Source organism: Pseudanabaena sp. FACHB-1998, from assembly GCF_014696355.1.
In the GTDB taxonomy this organism is placed as follows: Bacteria; Cyanobacteriota; Cyanobacteriia; order Pseudanabaenales; family Pseudanabaenaceae; genus Pseudanabaena.
Window position 1 is genome coordinate 66,212 of the sequence record NZ_JACJQA010000026.1, and the last position, 18,536, is coordinate 84,747.

An 18,536-nucleotide genomic window follows, 5' to 3' on the forward strand; every position below is an offset into this window, starting at 1 on the left:
GTAATCAATGTAAAATTAGATACGGTTAGACCAGCCACGATCAAACATCCGATCAAAAATTTTATGCTTTTAACAGAACAAGCGCCCTCTTCTTCCAAAACCACTATCGGTTGTGTCTTGGTAGTGGAAGACGAAGCAATTATTCAAGAGGCGATCGCCTTGGCTTTACGTGAGGAAGGATATAGTGTTTTGCTGGCTGAAGATGGCTACAATGCCTTGCAAGTCGCTAAAAATGCATCAAGTTTAGATTTGGTTATTTTGGATGTAATGTTGCCTTCGATCAATGGCTTAGATTTTTGTCGAATTCTTCGCCATGAAGGAAATAACGTTCCTGTTTTGATGATTAGCGCTAGGGGTAATGAGTCTGATCGCATTGTGGGCTTAGAGGTGGGAGCCGATGATTATCTCAGCAAACCCTTTGGAATGCGGGAACTAGTCGCGCGTTGTCGTGCCTTATTGCGTCGCAGCCGTCGTGATTTTTTGGCATCAAATGCCCCTGTTTATAAATTTGGTGATATCACCATGTATCCCGATGAATGTCGGGTAACGATTAACGAAGCTGAAATTAATCTTTCACCTAAAGAGTTTCGTCTCCTAGATTTATTTATGAGTCATCCCCGTCGTGTCTGGTCGCGGGAGCAGTTGTTAGAGAAAGTCTGGGGATTAGACTTTGTTGGTGATAGCAAAACTGTAGATGTGCATATTCGCTGGCTCAGGGAAAAAATTGAAGTTGATCCCAGCGATCCTAAACACATTGTTACTGTGAGAGGATTTGGCTATCGCCTAGGTTAAAACTTACTCCTAAAAATACCCAAGAACTAGCGGTGCGGCGCTAGTTCTTGGGTTTGAGCGTAAAGCGCCGCCAATTTTATTCTTTGGAGGGTAAATTTTCTGGGACAGGATCATAGCCACCCATATGCCAAGGATGGCAAGAGCAAATACGTTTAACCGCCAAAGATCCACCCGTCAACAGTCCGAAACGCTCGATCGCCGTTAATGCATATTGCGAACAGGTGGGTTGAAATCGACAACTAGGCGGCGTTAGGGGCGAAATACACAAGCGGTAAAACTGAATTAACAGGATGACAAGTTTTTTCATAGTTTTTCTGTGACTGCGGTAGGCTATTGAGAAAGCGCTAGCCACATCTTCACTCTTCATTTTATCCACTGATGTCATCTTCTAAAACTGTCACGATCGCCGCTATTCAAGCATCTTTGAATGCTGATGTGGCAACTAATGTCGCTAAAATCTCGGACTTAGTTGCTAAAGCCGCCTATCAAGGAGCGCAAGTAATCTTGCCACCTGAATTATTTGAAAGTCCCTATTTTTGTCGAGAGGAACGCGATCTCTTTTTTGCTTGGGCGCATCCAGTCGAAAATCATCCCACAATTGCCCATTTTCAAAAATTAGCCCAAGAACTACGGGTAGTAATTCCTGTTTCGTTTTTTGAGCGATCGGGACAGGTTTATTACAACAGTTTGGCAATGATTAATGCTGATGGCGCATTGCTTGGTGTTTATCGCAAAAGTCATATTCCCGATGGACCAGGTTACGAGGAAAAGTTTTATTTTCGGGCGGGGGATACGGGCTTTAAGGTATGGGATACGAGTTTTGGCAAAATCGGTGTCGGCATTTGTTGGGATCAATGGTTTCCTGAATGCGCTAGAGCGATGGTGCTGATGGGAGCCGAGATTTTGCTATATCCCACGGCGATCGGCTCGGAACCAGAGGAACCCAATTTAAATACGAAAGATCCTTGGCAACGCGCCATGATTGGTCATGCAGTCAGCAATGTAATTCCTGTGGTAGCCGCTAATCGCATTGGCTTAGAGGGCAGTCAAACTTTTTACGGACATTCCTTTATTGCTAACCATCGTGGCGATAAGGTTGCTGAGCTAAATGATCAGGAAGAAGGCGTAATTTCCGCAGAGTTCGATCTAGAAACCATCACACTTAATCGCGCTTCCTTCGGATTTTTCCGCGATCGCCGCCCCGATCTGTACCAAGCATTATTGCAACCCTAATAAAAAAGCGACGCTTTGCGTCGCTTTTTTATTAAACCCAAGACCATCGGCGCTTAGGTGTAGTTGCCTTAATGGCTTCTTGCCTTTGTGATCGCGTAGGCATCGGCTCAATGACCGTAGTAATTTCCGACAGCGGATTTACTCGCAACTCATTTGTAAAGGTATTACATTGATAGACTGTTGCCGAATCCAGATCTAGCGCAGTCATCCATCCACTTTTAGGATGATAAGCGCCAGTATCAATATCTAACCAGCCTTTACCAAGCACTAAATTTCCCGGCTTTACCCCCGGAAATACGAAGGTAATCGTATGACCAGTGATAATAATTTTGTTGTCAAAAAATGGTTCTGTAGTGCTGTGAAATTCTTCACGAATCCAACAGAATTCCGCAGAACCTTGCAATTCAAGGGGAATATTAGGATTAAGCCCAGCATGAACTAGCCAAGCGTCACCTAAGTCCACATATAGTGGAAGTTGTTGCATCCATTCTAGATGGTCATTGGGCATACCATCTTTTCCATAGCTTTCAATGGTATTACAGCCACCATTGAGCAACCATCCTTTCCAAACTAATGATCCTTCCGTGCTGCTATAGGCTTCGAGACACATTTGCTCGTGATTGCCTCGCAGACAGGTATGACCATTTTCGATGACCCATTTCACAACGTCAGCGCTGCGGTTACCGCGATCTATTAAGTCACCGAGAAAAAATAATTTGTCGTTTGGACTGCACTTAATAAACTCTACTAGCTTCATTAAGCCGTCAAATTGACCATGAATATCGCCAAACACATATCGAGTCAACTTATTTCACCCCATATCAGAAATGATGAAGGTAAAAACATAAAGCGCATAAATCTAGCGATAGTTATCAATAAAGCGTAGCAGTCAAGTAGGATTTGCAAGGCTGATACAATTTTTGAAGGAATTTATTCTGAATTTACTGCTTCTATTTTAGGACAGATTTTTCCCTAAATTTGTTTCCTTCAATTCTATAATCTAGGCTTTTTGTTTTGTTCCTATCTACTATAGCAACCCTAGATATTTTTTCAAAGAATGCGTTGGAGAAGCTGTCAATTCTTATTATGAAGCTAATTCGAGAATTAGAATCAGGACGAAGAAATGCTTTTTGACAAAATATCTTAGTAGCTCAGCGCACAATTAAATAGAAAACCCTAAACCCTGTAGCCCACGCGCAGCGTGGGCTACAGGGTTGGGATTAGCTACTTAGGCAGGGATAAAGAATGTTTTCTGTTTTAATATACTTCAGAATATTTTTATGTTTAATGGATTTATTAGCATTGATAAACCGCCAGAAATCACGGCTCATGACTGTGTGAGTCGATTACGCAAACTTTTAAAGCAAAAGAAAATCGGGCATGGTGGGACACTCGATCCGATGGCTACAGGGGTGTTACCGATCGCGGTAGGAAATGCGACCAGACTCTTACGTTTTTTGCCTGAAGGTAAGGCATATGACGCAAAAATTCGCTTTGGGATTGTGACTAATACTGATGACATTACGGGAGCAGTGCTGAATGATCGCCCTTGCCCAGAATTGACTTTGGCTATGGTTGAGCAGGTTTTACCATTATTTCAAGGCAAAATCACCCAACGTCCGCCAGCTTTTAGCGCGATTCAAGTAAATGGTAAACGGCTTTATGATTTAGCGCGAAGAGGGGAGGTTACTGAGGCGGATATTCCCACTCGTGCAGTAGAAGTGAAGGAAATTCGCGTTTTAGACTGGACTGCGGGAGATTATGCGGAACTTGATGTCGCGATCGCCTGTGGTTCGGGGACATATATTCGGGCGATCGCGAGGGACTTAGGCGAAAAATTGGGATGTGGGGCGACGTTATCCTATTTAAGGCGCACCTATAGCAATGGATTTTCCTTAGAATCAAGTTTGACCTTTGAGCAAGTTGGCGATCGCTTGCAGGCTAGCAGCTTAGATGTTTTAGCGCCCGATCATGGGTTACATCTTTTACCCGCTTTATCGCTAAATGTAGAGCTAACTAAGCGTTGGTGTATGGGGCAGGCGATCGCCTTTACGGATTTTGCCGAAGATTTGGCAAGTAATAATTTATCTGGTGGAGAGAGTTCGCCAACTTATGTGAGAGTTTATGACTATGAACAGAATTTTTTAGGAGTTAGCGAAGCTCATGAAACCAGTATTCAGCCCGTAGTAGTTTTAACACCTGTGAATTAAAAAATGAGTCGCCCACATAGTGGACGACTCATTTTTTAATTTAGAGGCGCAAAGCACCACTTTGGTTATGTAATAACAGTGGGTTCTGCGCGACCAGTTAACACTTTGATTTGGGCGATCTGATCGGCAATCTCGATTAACTCTTTCAGGGCTTCTTGGGTATCGAGGTTATGCTTAGCGATATTTGGCTCATAGCTCTCGACATAAAGGCGGAGAGTTGCGCCTTGAGTGCCAGTACCCGATAGACGGAAAACAATCCGTGAGCCATCGGTGAAGCCAATTCTGAGTCCTTGTTTGCTGCTCACACTGCCATCCACAGGATCGGTGTAGCTAAAGTCATCACAGAAATCGACTTGGTAATTGCCAAATTTTTGCCCCGCGAGGTCTACACCTTTTTTGCGGAGATTATCGACAAGGGTATTGGCGCGATCGCTATCTACACCCTCGTAATCATGTCGAGAATAGAAATTACGTCCGTAGAGTTGCCAATGTTCCTTAACGATCGCCTCAACGGATTGCTGACGCGCTGCCAACACATTGAGCCAGAACAGCACCGCCCAGAGTCCATCCTTTTCGCGAACATGATTAGAGCCAGTACCAAAGCTTTCTTCGCCGCAAAGTGTAGCTTTGCCCGCATCGAGTAAATTGCCAAAGAACTTCCAACCCGTAGGCGTTTCGTAGCATTCGATGCCGAGTCTGGCGGCGACGCGATCGGGGGCTTGACTGGTGGGCATGGAACGGGCAATACCCGCAAGTCCGCCTTTATAGGCAGGGACATGATGGGCATTGGCGGCGAGAATGGCGAGGCTGTCGCTAGGGGTAACAAAGAATTTCTTGCCAAGGATCATGTTGCGATCGCCATCGCCGTCGGAAGCTGCGCCAAAGTCAGGCGCATTTTCGCCATAAAGTACTTCTACGAGATCATGGGCATAGACCAAGTTAGGATCAGGATGTCCATCGCCAAAGTCTTCGAGGGGAACGCAATTTTGTAAAGCGCTGGTGGGTGCGCCCAAACGATTAACCAGAATTTCTTGAGCATAGGGGCCAGTTACGGCGTGCATTCCATCGAAGCACAAACGGAAATCTGGGGATGCAAGCAATAATTTAATGCGATCGAAGTCAAATAATGAACTCATTAATTCTGCATAGTCCGCCACAGAATCAATCACTTCCACAACCGTATCGCCTAGTTTTGTTGCGCCAAGGCGATCGAGATCGAGGTCACCAGCTTCGAGGATTTTGTACTCGCTAATGCTCTTAGTGATTTCATAGATGGCATCGGTAATTTTTTCGGGTGCTGGGCCCCCATTGCCTGTGTTGTATTTAATGCCAAAATCGCCATCTTTACCTGCGGGATTATGACTTGCGGAGAGAATAATGCCACCAAAGGCATTGTATTTGCGAATTACACATGAGGCAGCAGGTGTCGATAAAATCCCGCCACGTCCAACCAAAATTTTGCCAAAGCCATTAGCCGCCGCCATTTTGAGGATTGTTTGAATCGCATGACGGTTGTAATAGCGTCCGTCACCGCCCACAACGAGGGTTTGTCCTGCAAATCCTTCAAGGCTGTCAAAGATGGATTGAACGAAATTTTCGAGATAGTTAGGCGTTTGGAAAACGGTAACTTTTTTTCTAAGTCCAGAAGTACCGGGCTTCTGGTCGGAAAATGGGGATGTGGTAACGACTTTTATGCTCATTAAACTTAATTCTGATTAAACACAGAAAAGCCCATACCTTTAGGCTTTCTCTCATTTTACGAGGCATTGGTAAAAAAACATCAGTGCAGTAAAGGGAAAGAAACGCTTAGCGATTCTTTCCCTTTACTGCACAAAAAGTACCTTCCGCAAAGCGAGAAGTACTTTTTTAGTTTAGATTTTGCTAGTTAACTTAGTTAGCAATTGATTGGAGCGTTGCAAGAAGCCCTTCATGCTGTCAGCATCAAAGCTCTTTTGCGCCATCAACGCCAGATCGTAGACATGGGTACAAATCAAATTAGCTAGATCTGCCGACTCTGATTTACCATCTACAAGAATTTGGCTGGCATCTAGCGCAATCAACTTCTCCATCAAAGGATGAGCCGTATTTACCAGCAAAACATGATCTTCAGGGAAGCTCACGGTTCCCTGTTGCATCAAAGCTGTCATTTCCTGCATCCGACGCGCAAATTCAGGCAAGAGAATAATTGCTGGTGGCGCAGAAGCCGCATCTTCAGCCTTAATTGCTTCCGTCCGAATTGTGAGTTTGGGCTTATTTAGTGCCGCACGGAAGATGTCTTGGAGATGGTCACTCTTGGTTTTATTGGTCTTGGGATCGACAATTTCGGTTTTCGATTCCTTATCAACAAGGCGATCGTCAATTTCCGCATCAACACGGGCAAACTTAATATCCTTAAATTCGCGTTCTAGGAAATTAATGAAGTGGCTATCGATGAACGCATCGAAGGTAAGAACTTCCAATCCTTGATTTTTATGAAGTTCGACATAGGTTCCTTGAGCAATAGGATCGGAAGTATAGAATACTTGATTTTCATGCTCGGCTTTGTTGCGTTCCAGATACTCTTGAAGAGTGGTGTAGTTGCCACTTGCGCTCTTGACTGCTTCATCTTCGCTAGTGGTGGAATACACCAAGATTTCTTTGACTTGCTGATAGAACTTATCGCTATTCATCGAGCCGAACTTCATGAAAATGCTGATATCTTGCCAACATTTCAAGAATTCTTCGCGGGAGTCACTATAGAGAGAAGTGAGGCGATCGCCTACTTTTTTAGCAATAAAGTCTTGGATTTTGCGAACCTTGGGATCACCTTGCAAGAAACTACGGGATACGTTTAGAGGAATATCGGTACTATCGATCGCCCCACGCAAAGGCATCAAAAACTTGGGAATCACATCATCGCAATTGTCGCTCACAAAAACGTGATTGCAGAATAGCTTGATTTGTCCGCGATTGGGGTCGATATCCGCCTTCATCTTCGGGAAATAGAGAATGCCCTTGATTACAAAAGGATAATCGGTGTTGAGATGAATCCAGAAGAGAGGATCATCTTGGTAAGGATAAAGGTAACGATAGAACTCTAAATATTCTTCATTAGTAACCGACTTAGGAGACTTGTCCCAAAGCGCAGTTTGCTTATTGATGACCTCATCATTTAGCTTGATAGGTACGGGCATAAAGTCGCAATAATTGCGAATCATGCGCTTAATTGATGCTTCTTCTAAATACTCTTCAGCATCCTCTTGCAACGTGAGGGTAATCGTTGTCCCCACTGAGGTGCGATCGCTATCATCAAGGGTAAAGGTAGTGGAGCCATCGCAAGACCAATGTACGGCTTCGGCTCCTTCTTTGTAGGAACGAGTGTCAATTTCGACATTACTCGCCACCATAAACGAAGAATAAAAACCTAAACCAAAGTTACCAATAATTTGTTGGTCGCCAGCACCACTATTGGCATATTTAGTAGCAAACTCTTGGGCGCTAGAAAACGCCACTTGGTTGATATATTTCTTGACCTCCTCGGCAGTCATCCCAATGCCTGTATCGGCGATCGCCAAGGTCTTTTTTTCCTTATTAATGGTGATCACAATTTCAGGATCGGCTGAGTGATTAGTTTCCCCTGCATAGGAAACCATCTTTAGTTTGCTAATGGCATCTACCGCATTAGAAACCAATTCCCGCAAGAAGATATCACGTTCTGAATATAAAGCCTTCTTGATAATGGGAAAGATATTCTCGGTATGAATGCTGATCGTTCCCTGCTCTTGCATATCGCCCAAAGCTCCTAATTATTACTAAATGTGTTGCTAAATGTTACGGAGTATTAACTAAACCTGATTATACCGAATCAATACCCAAGCCAAGCTTTCTCGGTTGTCGCGTTCTCCGTACCTCTCCATACAAGAAGAGTCACAGTGTGACTCTTCTTGTTAAAACCCAGAAAGATTTTTGAAAGTGGCGCTTTGCGCCACTTTCAAAAATCTTTCTGGACTACTCCATTTCGCAAAAGGCTGTAAGACAAGAATTGGTGGTGCGGGGCTTTGCCCCGCACCACTAATTCTTGTCTTAGGAAGGACGTAATGTGAAGGTTTGCAAAGCAAATCTATACAATTTGAGAACTCTTATTGAAAAACCCTACTAGCTCCTTTATTGTGATATCACCATTTTGATTTTAAGAACTACAGATATGGCGATCGCAGCAATAATCTACATATCCGTATCAGCACTCTTAGTAATTAGTGCAGGTATATTTTTTGTTAAAGCAATTCAATCTTTGATGTACAAGCATCAAACCACACCCTATCAAGCAAGGGATCGGGTAATGTTTTTAAGCCCCGAATATAATGACCCTTTGGCAATTTCAAACCGTCGGGAAGAAATCATTGCTATGCTGGAACGGCAGTTTGCTAGTAGTCCCTCATCTGACTCCTAGCATTATGAACAGGTAGAATCCAAGATGACGGTTGAATTCCCTATCTCCACAGGAGAGGCAGACTATGTGGCCCGCCGCAAACAACTGCGAAAACAACGCCGCCTTCGCATTTTTCAACGTATTTGGCAACTAACATTTATTACAGGACTAACGGGCAGCATGTTATGGGTAGCCATGCTGCCTGACTGGCAACTGCGTAGCTCTAATCAGATCGAAATTGAGGGTAATAACCTACTTTCTAAAGAAACTATTAAAAAAGCTTTACCTATTCAATATCCTCAATCAATTTTTAAAATCCAGCCCCAAGAAATTGCGACTCAGTTAGAAGCCTCTGCCCCAGTATATAAAGTTGCTGTTTCTCGTACTATTTTTCCTTCCAAGCTGACAATTCAAGTCCAAGAACGCTTACCGATCGCCAACTCTACACGCAATGGTCAATCAGGTTTTCTGGACGCTGAGGGCATCTGGATGCCCTCAAAGGCTTATCCCGCCAATATCACTAAACCCAGCCTTGCCGTCCTAGAACCCAACAATCGGGCGATCGGGCAATGGTCAACCCTTTATCGTCAAGTTAGCCAAAGTCAAGTCAAAATTTCTCAAGTAGATGCTCGCGATGAATCAAATTTAATTTTAACTACCGAGCTAGGGCTGGTATATTTCGGCACATACAAGCCAACCGTGTTTGCTACACAGTTAGAAACACTTGACAGACTCAGAACATTACCCGAAAAATTAAAATCGAAAAGTTATAAATACATTGACATCAGCCAACCCACTGCCCCAATTTTAGAAATGAATACCCCCCCAAAAGATAAATCTTCTGAAACAAAATCCTAAATTGTCGTTTTAAGGCTATTATTATTTTTTTCTAGTAGGTTTAAACTTTTACTTGGACTTCTGCCTCGAATGGAGTTTAAGCTTAACGAGATCTAGAGAGCATCAGTAAAACGATTCTATTTATGACATACCTCGGTAAATGACATCTCAAAACGACTGGTCAGATTTGGACTCAAATGGTTCGGAAAACGGAGAAGTAGACGTGCAAATGGATGAACTTTCTGAGTTTTCAAATAACTCTAGACTACACCTAAGTCACTCTCACAATCGGATGAAGCAGCAGTTAGGCGTTGATGCAAAAGCGGATAATATCATGTTGGGCAGTGTTGCAAAAATTAAAGTAATTGGTGTTGGTGGCGGTGGCGGCAACGCTGTAAATCGCATGATTGCGAGTGATGTGGTTGGTGTAGAGTTCTGGTCGTTTAATACCGACGCTCAAGCCTTATTACAATCATCAGCCTCCAAGCGTTTCCAAATGGGTCAAAAACTGACCAGAGGTTTGGGAGCTGGTGGTAATCCTGCGATCGGGCAGAAAGCCGCCGAAGAATCCCGTGATGATATCGCCCAAGCCGTCGAAGGAGCAGACTTAGTATTTATCACCGCAGGTATGGGAGGGGGAACAGGTACAGGAGCCGCCCCAATCATTGCCGAAGTGGCTAAGGAAGCAGGAGCTTTAACCGTTGGTATCGTCACTCGTCCCTTTACCTTTGAAGGTCGTCGTCGAGGTCAACAAGCCGAAGAAGGAATTGCAGGCTTACAGAGTCGAGTGGACACATTGATCGTGATCCCCAATGACAAGTTACTGTCGGTCATCTCCGAGCAAACCCCAGTCCAAGAAGCATTCCGTGTTGCCGATGACATCTTGCGTCAAGGTGTGCAGGGTATATCTGACATCATCATGATCCCTGGGCTAGTTAACGTAGACTTTGCTGATATTCGCGCCGTCATGGCAGATGCTGGCTCAGCAATGATGGGTATCGGTATTGGCTCTGGTAAGTCTAGAGCTAGAGAAGCCGCTATGACCGCTATTTCTTCGCCATTACTAGAAACATCAGTCGAAGGAGCAAGTGGCGTAGTATTCAACATAACTGGCGGTGAAGATATGACCCTCCATGAAGTGAATGCTGCTGCTGAAACTATTTATGAGGTGGTCGATCAAAATGCCAATATTATTTTTGGCGCGGTCATCGATCCCAAACTGGATGGAGAGATTCGGATCACAGTTATTGCGACAGGGTTTGCCCCAAAGACCCATCCTGCTATTCCTCCTCAAATCAATAAAAAGATCCAGACATCCCCATCATCTCCCCCTACACCAAAAGCCTCAAATCCTATTACACCTACTCAGCAATCCGAAATTAAGCTTAGCAAACCAGGATTAGATATCCCTGATTTTTTACAACGTCGCCGTCCACCCAAATAATTTCGTATCAATTGCCAAAATAGAGTTGGGGCGCTCGGCGCTCCAACTCTATTTTGGCAATTGATATCAATCAAGAACATCAGCAATTCGCGCCAATGTTCTTGATTTGGGTTTTATTTTCTAATACTCCCTTCCCACCGCAGAAAGATACAGATAAAACCAAGAAATAGACGTTGCGACGCTTTGCGTCGCAACGTCTATTTCTTCACTGGGAAAGGAGTAGCTCTGGTCATTACCTATAAATTAAAGAGGAAAATCCCTGTTGTTTAGGGGTATTCAGTAAGTAAATAGAGTATTTGATCTAAAAAAATATTTAATTTAATCATAAACAGATGCGGCGAAGAGCGAATTAAGCCTGACAATAGGAGTATGGCTATGTTACCTTCTGATAAATTGCAGTGACACACTTAACGACTACTAGGCTCGGACTTCACAGACTACCATCCTTGAATAGCGGTGAAGATCGACTTAGGCTGTTTGCTGGATCAGCAAACTTGCCTCTTGCCCAAGAGATCTCCCGTTATTTAGGCATAGAACTTGGTCCTATGGTGCGAAAGAACTTCGCTGATGGCGAAGTCTATGTGCAAGTACAGGAATCGATTCGAGGTTGTGATGTTTATTTAATCCAACCGACCTGTCGTCCTGTTAATGACCATTTGACGGAGCTATTGATTATGATTGATGCCTGCCGTCGTGCTTCGGCTAGGCAAATTACCGCAGTAATGCCTTACTATGGCTACGCTCGCGCTGATCGCAAAACCGCAGGACGCGAATCAATTACGGCGAAATTAGTTGCCAATCTAATTGTGCAATCTGGGGCTGATCGCGTAATTGCGATGGATTTACATTCCGCACAAATTCAAGGATATTTCGATATCCCTTGCGATCACGTTTATGGCGCTCCTGTCTTATTTGACTACCTCAATGAAAAGAAGCTACCTGACTTAGTGGTGGTTTCTCCTGACGTAGGAGGCGTAGCACGCGCTCGGGCTTTTGCCAAAAAGCTCAATGACGCGCCACTTGCCATTATCGATAAGCGTCGCCAAACCCATAACGTTGCTGAGGTAATGAATGTAATTGGTGATGTATCTGGCAAGACGGCTGTGTTAGTTGATGACATGATCGACACTGCTGGCACTATCTATGAAGCTGCAAAGCTTCTTAGAAAAGAGGGGGCAAGACAGGTTTACGCTTGTGCAACTCATGCTATTTTTTCGCCTCCCGCGATCGAGCGTCTGTCCAGTGGCGTTTTTGAGGAGGTCATTGTTACTAACTCTACGCCTGTAAGGCAGGAAAACTATTTCCCTCAATTAAGAGTGCTATCCGTTGCCGATCTATTGGGTGAGACTATTTGGCGCGTCCATGAAGATACTTCTGTTAGCAGCATGTTTAGATAGCGATCGCCTTATCACCATACTTTAGTTTGGCTTTAGAGGAAATGTGTCTATTTCACAATTGTATTTAATTGGGGAAAATGTACACCACGATACAAACTACAATTATGTAGTAAGTTTAAGTGAGGATATGGTGTTTTAGTTTCTAGAGGTAAAGTCTAAATTTTTGTGCTTTTTGATGAAATAGAAATTAGTTTTTATTTCTAATAAGCTGAAATAAAAAGAATATTGGTAGTTTGAATTTAGCTTTAAAAACAATATGACGAGCTAAATGAAACCTAACATACGCTTTCTAGATTGATTGTGCGCTGGCATACTTTCCTATGCATCAGTTTTGCCCAGAAGCTTAATAGTTTAGCTAGAAGCGTCTATAGAGCTTTTAAGGGAGTTTTAGCGACTTTAAAAATTCTTTGATACTCCAAGTTAACTATTGCACTTGATAAAGGCAGCCTATTAGTTTTAACAATTCGTCAAGGCTGTAGCCTTCTCTCTTAAAAAAGAAATGCAGTCTTGACTAGTCTGTTATAGAGGGTTTTAAACAAGTGAGGTAAATAATTGTGTGAAGTATAGCTATGCTTCCACCATTGTTGTTAGAGCGAAAGTTGCTCATTTTTATAATTTCTATTTTTGGTTAAAGAGGGTGTATAAGATTGGCAGAGCGTGCTCTTGTTGAGGTCTTTCGCGAAATGAATGGGGGAATGTTTCCTCCCATGACAGAAACGTTTGAACGCGGAAAGACAATTTTTTTCCCTGGAGATCCTGCGGAGCGCTTTTATTTTTTAGTTAAGGGCGCGGTCAAACTATCGCGAGTTTATGAAGCAGGCGAAGAAATTACGGTGGCACTATTACGAGAAAATAGTGTTTTTGGTGTTTTGTCGTTGATTACAGGTAATCGTTCCGATCGCTTTTATCATGCGGTTGCCTTTACGCCTGTTGAGTTACTTTCTGTACCAATTGATCAGGTGGAGAAAGCTCTTAGGGAAGATCCCGAATTACCCATGGTCTTGCTGCGTGGTTTATCATCTCGGATTTTACAAACAGAGATGATGATTGAAACACTTGCCCATAGAGATATGGGATCAAGACTGGTGAGCTTTTTGTTGATTCTCTGTCGTGATTTTGGTACGCCTTCTAATGATGGCGTGACAATTGATTTGAAGCTATCGCATCAAGCGATCGCGGAAGCAATTGGCTCTACTAGAGTAACTGTGACAAGGCTGTTAGGTGATTTGCGAAAGCAAAAAATGATTGCGATCTCCAAAAAACGCATTACTGTTCACAATCCCATTGAATTGGGGCAACAGTTTGCTTAGAAAATTTGCTGATCAACCAAATTAAAAGAGATTTTGGAAAAATGTTGCAAAGCAACATTTTTCCAAAATCTCTTAGTTTTGATTTGATACAAGGCGATGCGTTAAGCTGTTTATAGAAAAATACTTCAAGAAAAATATCTAAAATGTACGGAACTTTAAAAGCAATCTGGGCAGTGGTAGCGGTATGCCTAGTGGTTGTGATTTTATTGCATAGCCCTAAAAGTGATGGTTTAGGTGGTTTTAGCGGTCAAGCGCAACTTTTCTCTAGCACCAAGAGTGCGGAAACCGCCCTTAATCGAGTTACTTGGTTTTTGACGGCAGCCTTTTTAGGATTAACCGTTGTGCTTAGTGGTGGTTGGTTTACTGCGCCTGCGGTTACTGCGCCAGTGCCTCAAGTGACCCCTGCTGCTAAGAGTATTCCTGATGCTCAGCCTATTCCTCTAAATCTCCCCGCGACAACTCCATCGGCTTCTCCTGATAAGCCTCAGCCATAAAGCAATAAAATGACGGTTACTCTTTCTAAATCTAGCGATCGCACCAGTAATCAGATATTGTTGCCATCAATTCGATGGGAGACATATCGGGCGATCGCCTGTGATTTAGAATCGCAACCTAATAAAAGGCTTACCTATGATCAAGGACTTCTAGAAATTCGGATGCCTTCAGAACTGCATGAAAGCTACAAAAAGCTGTTAGGAAGAATTGTGGAGGCTTTAACCGAATCTCTAGGGTTAGAGATTTGTAGCTTAGGTTCCATGACTTGCGATCGCGAAGATTTAGCGAGAGGACTAGAACCTGATCAATGCTATTACATCCAAAATGAGGCGGAGATTTGGGGTAAAAATAAGATCGATTTGATCAGTGATCCCCCTCCCGATCTAGCGATCGAAATTGATATTACGAATAGTTCTCTCAATCGATTTGCCATCTATGCTCAATTGGGTGTTCCTGAAGTCTGGCGCTATGATGGTCAGACTATAACTATTCATCAGCTTAATGGGGATCGTTACCTGCTAAGCGATCGCAGTGTCGCCTTTCCGATAATAGGTACAGATGATCTTCAGAATTTTCTAGAGCTTAAGCATCAAGTTAAAGAAAATGCTTTAATTCGTCAATTACGTGAGTGGGTGACATTAAGGCAACGTTAAGTAATTAACTAAAAAAAGTGGCGCACGCGCAGCGTGCGCCACTTTTTTAGTTAATTACAGAAAAGCCCAGTGGTGAGTTAAATAGGGCTTGATCGACTTGAAAAAATAATTCTTTAAGATTTTCAGCATTACTACCCTTATCAGAATTAATAATTACAATATCCGCTAGTTCAATCTTTTCAGATTGGGACATTTGGCTAGAGATTCTTTGTTTGGCTTCAGGTTCTGATAAGTGGTTACGATTAATTAATCTCTGAATTTGTTGGTGGGGATCACAAGTAATAGTCCAAATTTCGGTGACTAAATCTTCCATTTTTGCTTCAAAAAGTAAAGGGATTACCATCACAACCGTTGAGGGGGAGAGGCGATTGGCTTCATTAAGTAGACATTTTTGGACATAGGGATGAATTAAAGCTTCGAGCCATTTACGATCGCTTTCACTCTCAAAGACGATCGCGCCTAATTTGCGGCGATCAAGATTTCCTAAATCATCAAAAACTAATTTGCCGTAGCGATCGCGGATTTGAGATAGGCGATCGCCTGTTAAAGCTTCTCTGGCATAAATATCCGCATCCAAAATTGGCAATCCGTAGGTACTTTGTAGATAATCGGAAACCGTGGTTTTGCCCGTGGCGATGCCTCCTGTGATGCCGATGATGCGTTGATTCATGTGTTTAAATTCTAATTTAAGGATATTTTGCTATAAACCCCAATAGAGAGTGGCGGCGCGAAGCGCCGCCACTCTCTATTGGGGATATATCCTCAAATTAGCTTATTTAGGTAACCTATGGACTTTATCAATATTCTTGGATTTACGGCTGCGACCTTAACCACCTTTGCTTTTTTGCCGCAGGTAATCCAAGTATGGCGATCGCGATCAACTAAAGATATTTCTTTGCCAATGTTAATTACTTTTATTGCGGGGATCACGCTCTGGCTAGTTTATGGACTATTAGTAAATGCTGCGCCTATTTACATGGCTAATGGGGTAACGCTCGCTTTAAATCTTGCCATTTTGCGCTTCAAACTAAAGTATGGCTAGCTGCAATAAAAGTTAAAATTTATGACAATCCTATTTCATCTCTTGCCCTAGTTAACATGACCTCTCTTAGTACTTTCTTCTCTACCTATTTCACCCATTTTGTAATGCTAGGTTTGATTTTGACCTTTGCGATCGCCCATAGTGGGCTTGCAGCATTGAGGATTTGGGCGGAATCAAAAATTGGCGAAAGGCTATACCGAGTTATGTTTGCGTTGGTCAGTATTCCCCTTGCGGTAGTCCTATTTATTTTTTACTTCAATCATCGCTACGACGGGGTGCAATTGTGGAATTTGCAAGGTGTTTCAGGAATTCATGAATTTGTTTTAGGTTTATCGGCGATCGCCTTTTTGTTTCTCTATCCCGCGACATTCAATCTAGGCGAAGTTGCGGCGATCCAAAAGCCACAGGTACATTTATTTGAGACGGGGATCACTCGCATCAGCCGCCATCCCCAGCTAATTGGGATGACGCTCTGGTGCATAGCTCATACGCTTTGGCTTGGCACTTCTTTTGCTCTGACCACAGCGATCGCCTTAGTTAGTTACCATTCATTTGCTGTGTGGCACGGCGATCAGCGTTTATTTAAGCGTCATGGGGACGCATTTTTGGCGCTCAAGGAACGTACTTCGGTTGTGCCATTTTTAGCGATCGCCCAAGGTCGCCAGCAACTATTTTTAAAAGAATTTATCCGCCCTGCCTATGTCGGGGTTGCCATCACGGTTGTGTTATTTCGTTGGCTACACCCCATTGTGATCACCGCTTCCGCAAATATGAACTGGTAATCCAAAACATACTCAAGTTTTAAACCCAAGCGTTAACATGATGCAATCAACTCCGTTTGAGATCAAAGTTAAGTAATTTAAGGATAGCGACATGGCTTTTGGTAATTACAAAACAATTGGCGCAGTAATTAAAGAATTTCAGATTATCTATACTGAATCTGATTTTGTGGAAGCTTTGCCCTTTAATACACCTGAATATTTCAAGCAAGATCTCGCATTGATGATGCGAGAAGGTGTAGTGGATAACTCTGAATTTGCGATTTGTGAAAACTTGATCTATCCCGTTCTGAAGGAAGTTTGGAAACAATATCGCAGTAAGTTTTTGTTGTGGAGTCATCAGTCCCTGATCTATGATGAAAAATTATCGGGATTCCCCGAATATATCTTGGCAAAGCGATCGCCTCTCGGAAAAGTCGTATTTGATCGCCCGTATTTAATGTTAGTTGAGGCAAAGCAAGATAATTTTGAGGCGGCTTGGGGACAATGCATTGCCGAGATGATCGCTGCTCAGCGTTTGAATGCCGAATTAGAAGTGGTAGTTTTTGGAATTGCCACCAATGGCGATCGCTGGCAACTTGGTAAATTAGACCAGAATACTTTTACTCGAAACATCACTTTTTACAGCATTCAAGAAATCGATAAATTAGTAGCCGCAGTAAATTTTATTTTTCATCAATGCGAAATTGCTTTAGACACAATCAACACACTTTAGAAAATATTTGGTAGAGCTTTAGGTTTCGACTCTAGTACTCCACAGAGCCAAGTGATCTAACTTGATCGCTTGCTGTAGATGTTAATAGACAGGTAGGGTAAAGCGGAAACAACTGCCTTTTTTACCGATCGCATCATCAACCCAGATGTGTCCATAGTGAGCAGTGATAATCCGCCGACAAAGCGATAAACCGATGCCATAGCCTTCCGCTTCCCCATCACGTTCCAGACGATAGCGCTCCTCAAACACGCGATCGCGCAATTCCGCAGGAATCCCCGGTCCATTATCAGTAATACTAATTTCGATTTTTTGAACTGTGCGATGCATCACCGTTAGCTCGATTTTGCCGCCTTCGGGAGTGTATTTAGTAGCATTGCCTAACAGATTAATTAAAACTTGGCGAATCTTTTCCTGATCGATATAAACGGGAGGCAAATCCGTAGGAATATCTTTGACCAGCTTTTGCATCTTTTCTTCTAAACATTTATTGAAGTAAAAATCACTAACGACACTATGGCATAGTTGATCGAATTGGATTTTTTGGCGTTGTGTCCGAAATTTAGCATTAGCACCTCTCCCCGCTTCGAGAATATCTGTAATCATGCAGTCAGCATCACGAGCTTTATTGCGAGCATGTTTGAGTAATCTTGCCGTCATTTGGGGATCGATTTTGTCGCCACTTTTTTCGATCGTATCGATCGCCAGTAAAATTGCGGTTAAAGGGTTGCGTAAGTCATGGGCAAGCATCCCCAGCACGCGATCTTTAAAGCGAAGTTGTTCCTCAATCTCCGCCTTTTCTTGAGAAAGGCGAAACACATCGTCGGCAAGATGGGCAACTTCTGACATATATTCAATATTTTGGGCGAGTTCAGGTGGATAGTAATTTGGTTCATCTAAAACTTGCTGTTTCCAAGTATCCCAACAATTTTCCAGTTGCTTGATTAAATTTTTCCCTGCGATCGTTTGACGGGGCAAAGGTGATAGTTTGAGCAGAGCAGGAGACATCACTACTTTAAATAGTTCTGCTAATTGGGGCTGACCTGCAACATTAATGATCTGCAATTCCGAAGGACAGTTATTTTCTCGTTGCAAAAACTCTTCTACTTCTTTGACCAGATCTTTTGCCTTAGGGCGATCGTCGATAAAAAGTAGGAGTTGAAGAGTTGATTCAGGTAATGTTTGAATAGTCCTCATTGTTTTTCGGACTCGCAACGGATTTTA

Annotated in this window: 19 protein-coding genes; 13 read left to right on the forward strand and 6 right to left on the reverse strand. The window is 43.0% G+C overall.

The genetic code is table 11. From position 1 onward, the window contains the following. Positions 1–63 precede the first annotated feature (63 nt). Positions 64–792, forward strand: coding sequence for a response regulator transcription factor (locus tag H6F42_RS09750; protein WP_190399253.1), 729 nt, complete (start codon positions 64–66; stop codon positions 790–792). A 76-nt stretch (positions 793–868) separates the two neighbouring features. Here the strand turns inward: H6F42_RS09750 and yidD are convergent, their stop codons facing one another. Then, positions 869–1,099: a membrane protein insertion efficiency factor YidD gene (yidD, locus tag H6F42_RS09755; protein WP_206755005.1), complete on the reverse strand. Its 231-nt coding sequence runs from the start codon at positions 1,097–1,099 to the stop codon at positions 869–871. Between the two features lie 71 nt (positions 1,100–1,170). Between yidD and aguB the strand changes: the two genes are divergently transcribed. Beyond that, positions 1,171–2,025, forward strand: a complete 855-nt coding sequence (gene aguB / locus H6F42_RS09760) for an N-carbamoylputrescine amidase (protein ID WP_190399162.1) — start codon at positions 1,171–1,173, stop codon at positions 2,023–2,025. 31 nt (positions 2,026–2,056) lie between these two features. Here the strand turns inward: aguB and H6F42_RS09765 are convergent, their stop codons facing one another. Then, the gene (locus tag H6F42_RS09765; RefSeq protein WP_190399163.1) at positions 2,057–2,830 is read right to left on the reverse strand and encodes a metallophosphoesterase family protein; all 774 of its coding nucleotides are present in this window, start codon (positions 2,828–2,830) and stop codon (positions 2,057–2,059) included. 475 nt (positions 2,831–3,305) lie between these two features. Between H6F42_RS09765 and truB the strand changes: the two genes are divergently transcribed. Next, on the forward strand, positions 3,306–4,235 hold the full coding sequence (gene truB / locus H6F42_RS09770; RefSeq protein ID WP_190399164.1) for a tRNA pseudouridine(55) synthase TruB: 930 nt from the start codon (positions 3,306–3,308) through the stop codon (positions 4,233–4,235). Positions 4,236–4,300: 65 nt separating this feature from the next. Here truB and H6F42_RS09775 read toward each other — a convergent pair whose 3' ends face one another. After that, a complete protein-coding gene (locus H6F42_RS09775) occupies positions 4,301–5,935 on the reverse strand; it encodes an alpha-D-glucose phosphate-specific phosphoglucomutase (RefSeq protein ID WP_190399165.1) in 1,635 nt (544 codons plus the stop codon). Positions 5,936–6,106: 171 nt separating this feature from the next. Further along, complete coding sequence (gene htpG, locus H6F42_RS09780) at positions 6,107–8,002, reverse strand: molecular chaperone HtpG (protein ID WP_190399166.1); 1,896 nt, start codon at positions 8,000–8,002, stop codon at positions 6,107–6,109. A 416-nt stretch (positions 8,003–8,418) separates the two neighbouring features. On the opposite strand from htpG, the gene H6F42_RS09785 reads away from it, so the two are divergent. The 7 genes from H6F42_RS09785 to H6F42_RS09815 all read left to right on the forward strand — a co-directional run bounded on the left by H6F42_RS09785 (position 8,419) and on the right by H6F42_RS09815 (position 14,779). Continuing rightward, positions 8,419–8,664, forward strand: coding sequence for a hypothetical protein (locus tag H6F42_RS09785; RefSeq protein ID WP_190399167.1), 246 nt, complete (start codon positions 8,419–8,421; stop codon positions 8,662–8,664). A gap of 24 nt (positions 8,665–8,688) precedes the next feature. After that, on the forward strand, positions 8,689–9,501 hold the full coding sequence (locus H6F42_RS09790; protein ID WP_190399168.1) for an FtsQ-type POTRA domain-containing protein: 813 nt from the start codon (positions 8,689–8,691) through the stop codon (positions 9,499–9,501). A 139-nt stretch (positions 9,502–9,640) separates the two neighbouring features. Then, positions 9,641–10,924, forward strand: a complete 1,284-nt coding sequence (gene ftsZ / locus H6F42_RS09795) for a cell division protein FtsZ (protein WP_190399169.1) — start codon at positions 9,641–9,643, stop codon at positions 10,922–10,924. Between the two features lie 446 nt (positions 10,925–11,370). Next, complete coding sequence (locus tag H6F42_RS09800; RefSeq protein ID WP_190399170.1) at positions 11,371–12,321, forward strand: ribose-phosphate pyrophosphokinase; 951 nt, start codon at positions 11,371–11,373, stop codon at positions 12,319–12,321. Positions 12,322–13,028: 707 nt separating this feature from the next. Next, positions 13,029–13,631 carry a global nitrogen regulator NtcA gene (ntcA, locus tag H6F42_RS09805; protein WP_347272299.1) on the forward strand — a complete coding sequence of 201 codons (603 nt, stop codon included), beginning with the start codon at positions 13,029–13,031 and terminating at the stop codon, positions 13,629–13,631. A 143-nt stretch (positions 13,632–13,774) separates the two neighbouring features. Beyond that, positions 13,775–14,125, forward strand: coding sequence for a preprotein translocase subunit SecG (gene secG, locus H6F42_RS09810; protein ID WP_190399171.1), 351 nt, complete (start codon positions 13,775–13,777; stop codon positions 14,123–14,125). A 9-nt stretch (positions 14,126–14,134) separates the two neighbouring features. Beyond that, on the forward strand, positions 14,135–14,779 hold the full coding sequence (locus H6F42_RS09815; protein WP_190399172.1) for a Uma2 family endonuclease: 645 nt from the start codon (positions 14,135–14,137) through the stop codon (positions 14,777–14,779). A gap of 46 nt (positions 14,780–14,825) precedes the next feature. Here the strand turns inward: H6F42_RS09815 and coaE are convergent, their stop codons facing one another. Beyond that, the gene (gene coaE, locus H6F42_RS09820) at positions 14,826–15,449 is read right to left on the reverse strand and encodes a dephospho-CoA kinase (protein ID WP_190399173.1); all 624 of its coding nucleotides are present in this window, start codon (positions 15,447–15,449) and stop codon (positions 14,826–14,828) included. A 117-nt stretch (positions 15,450–15,566) separates the two neighbouring features. Here coaE and H6F42_RS09825 point away from each other — a divergent pair, with 117 nt between their 5' ends. The 3 genes from H6F42_RS09825 (at position 15,567) to H6F42_RS09835 (ending at position 17,315) form a co-directional block, all read left to right on the forward strand. Then, positions 15,567–15,821: a SemiSWEET transporter gene (locus H6F42_RS09825; protein ID WP_190399174.1), complete on the forward strand. Its 255-nt coding sequence runs from the start codon at positions 15,567–15,569 to the stop codon at positions 15,819–15,821. A gap of 56 nt (positions 15,822–15,877) precedes the next feature. After that, positions 15,878–16,603: an NnrU family protein gene (locus H6F42_RS09830; RefSeq protein ID WP_277873848.1), complete on the forward strand. Its 726-nt coding sequence runs from the start codon at positions 15,878–15,880 to the stop codon at positions 16,601–16,603. Positions 16,604–16,694: 91 nt separating this feature from the next. After that, on the forward strand, positions 16,695–17,315 hold the full coding sequence (locus tag H6F42_RS09835) for a hypothetical protein (protein ID WP_190399175.1): 621 nt from the start codon (positions 16,695–16,697) through the stop codon (positions 17,313–17,315). 81 nt (positions 17,316–17,396) lie between these two features. Here H6F42_RS09835 and H6F42_RS09840 read toward each other — a convergent pair whose 3' ends face one another. After that, positions 17,397–18,509 carry a histidine kinase gene (locus tag H6F42_RS09840; RefSeq protein WP_190399176.1) on the reverse strand — a complete coding sequence of 371 codons (1,113 nt, stop codon included), beginning with the start codon at positions 18,507–18,509 and terminating at the stop codon, positions 17,397–17,399. Between the last annotated feature and the right edge of the window lie 27 nt (positions 18,510–18,536).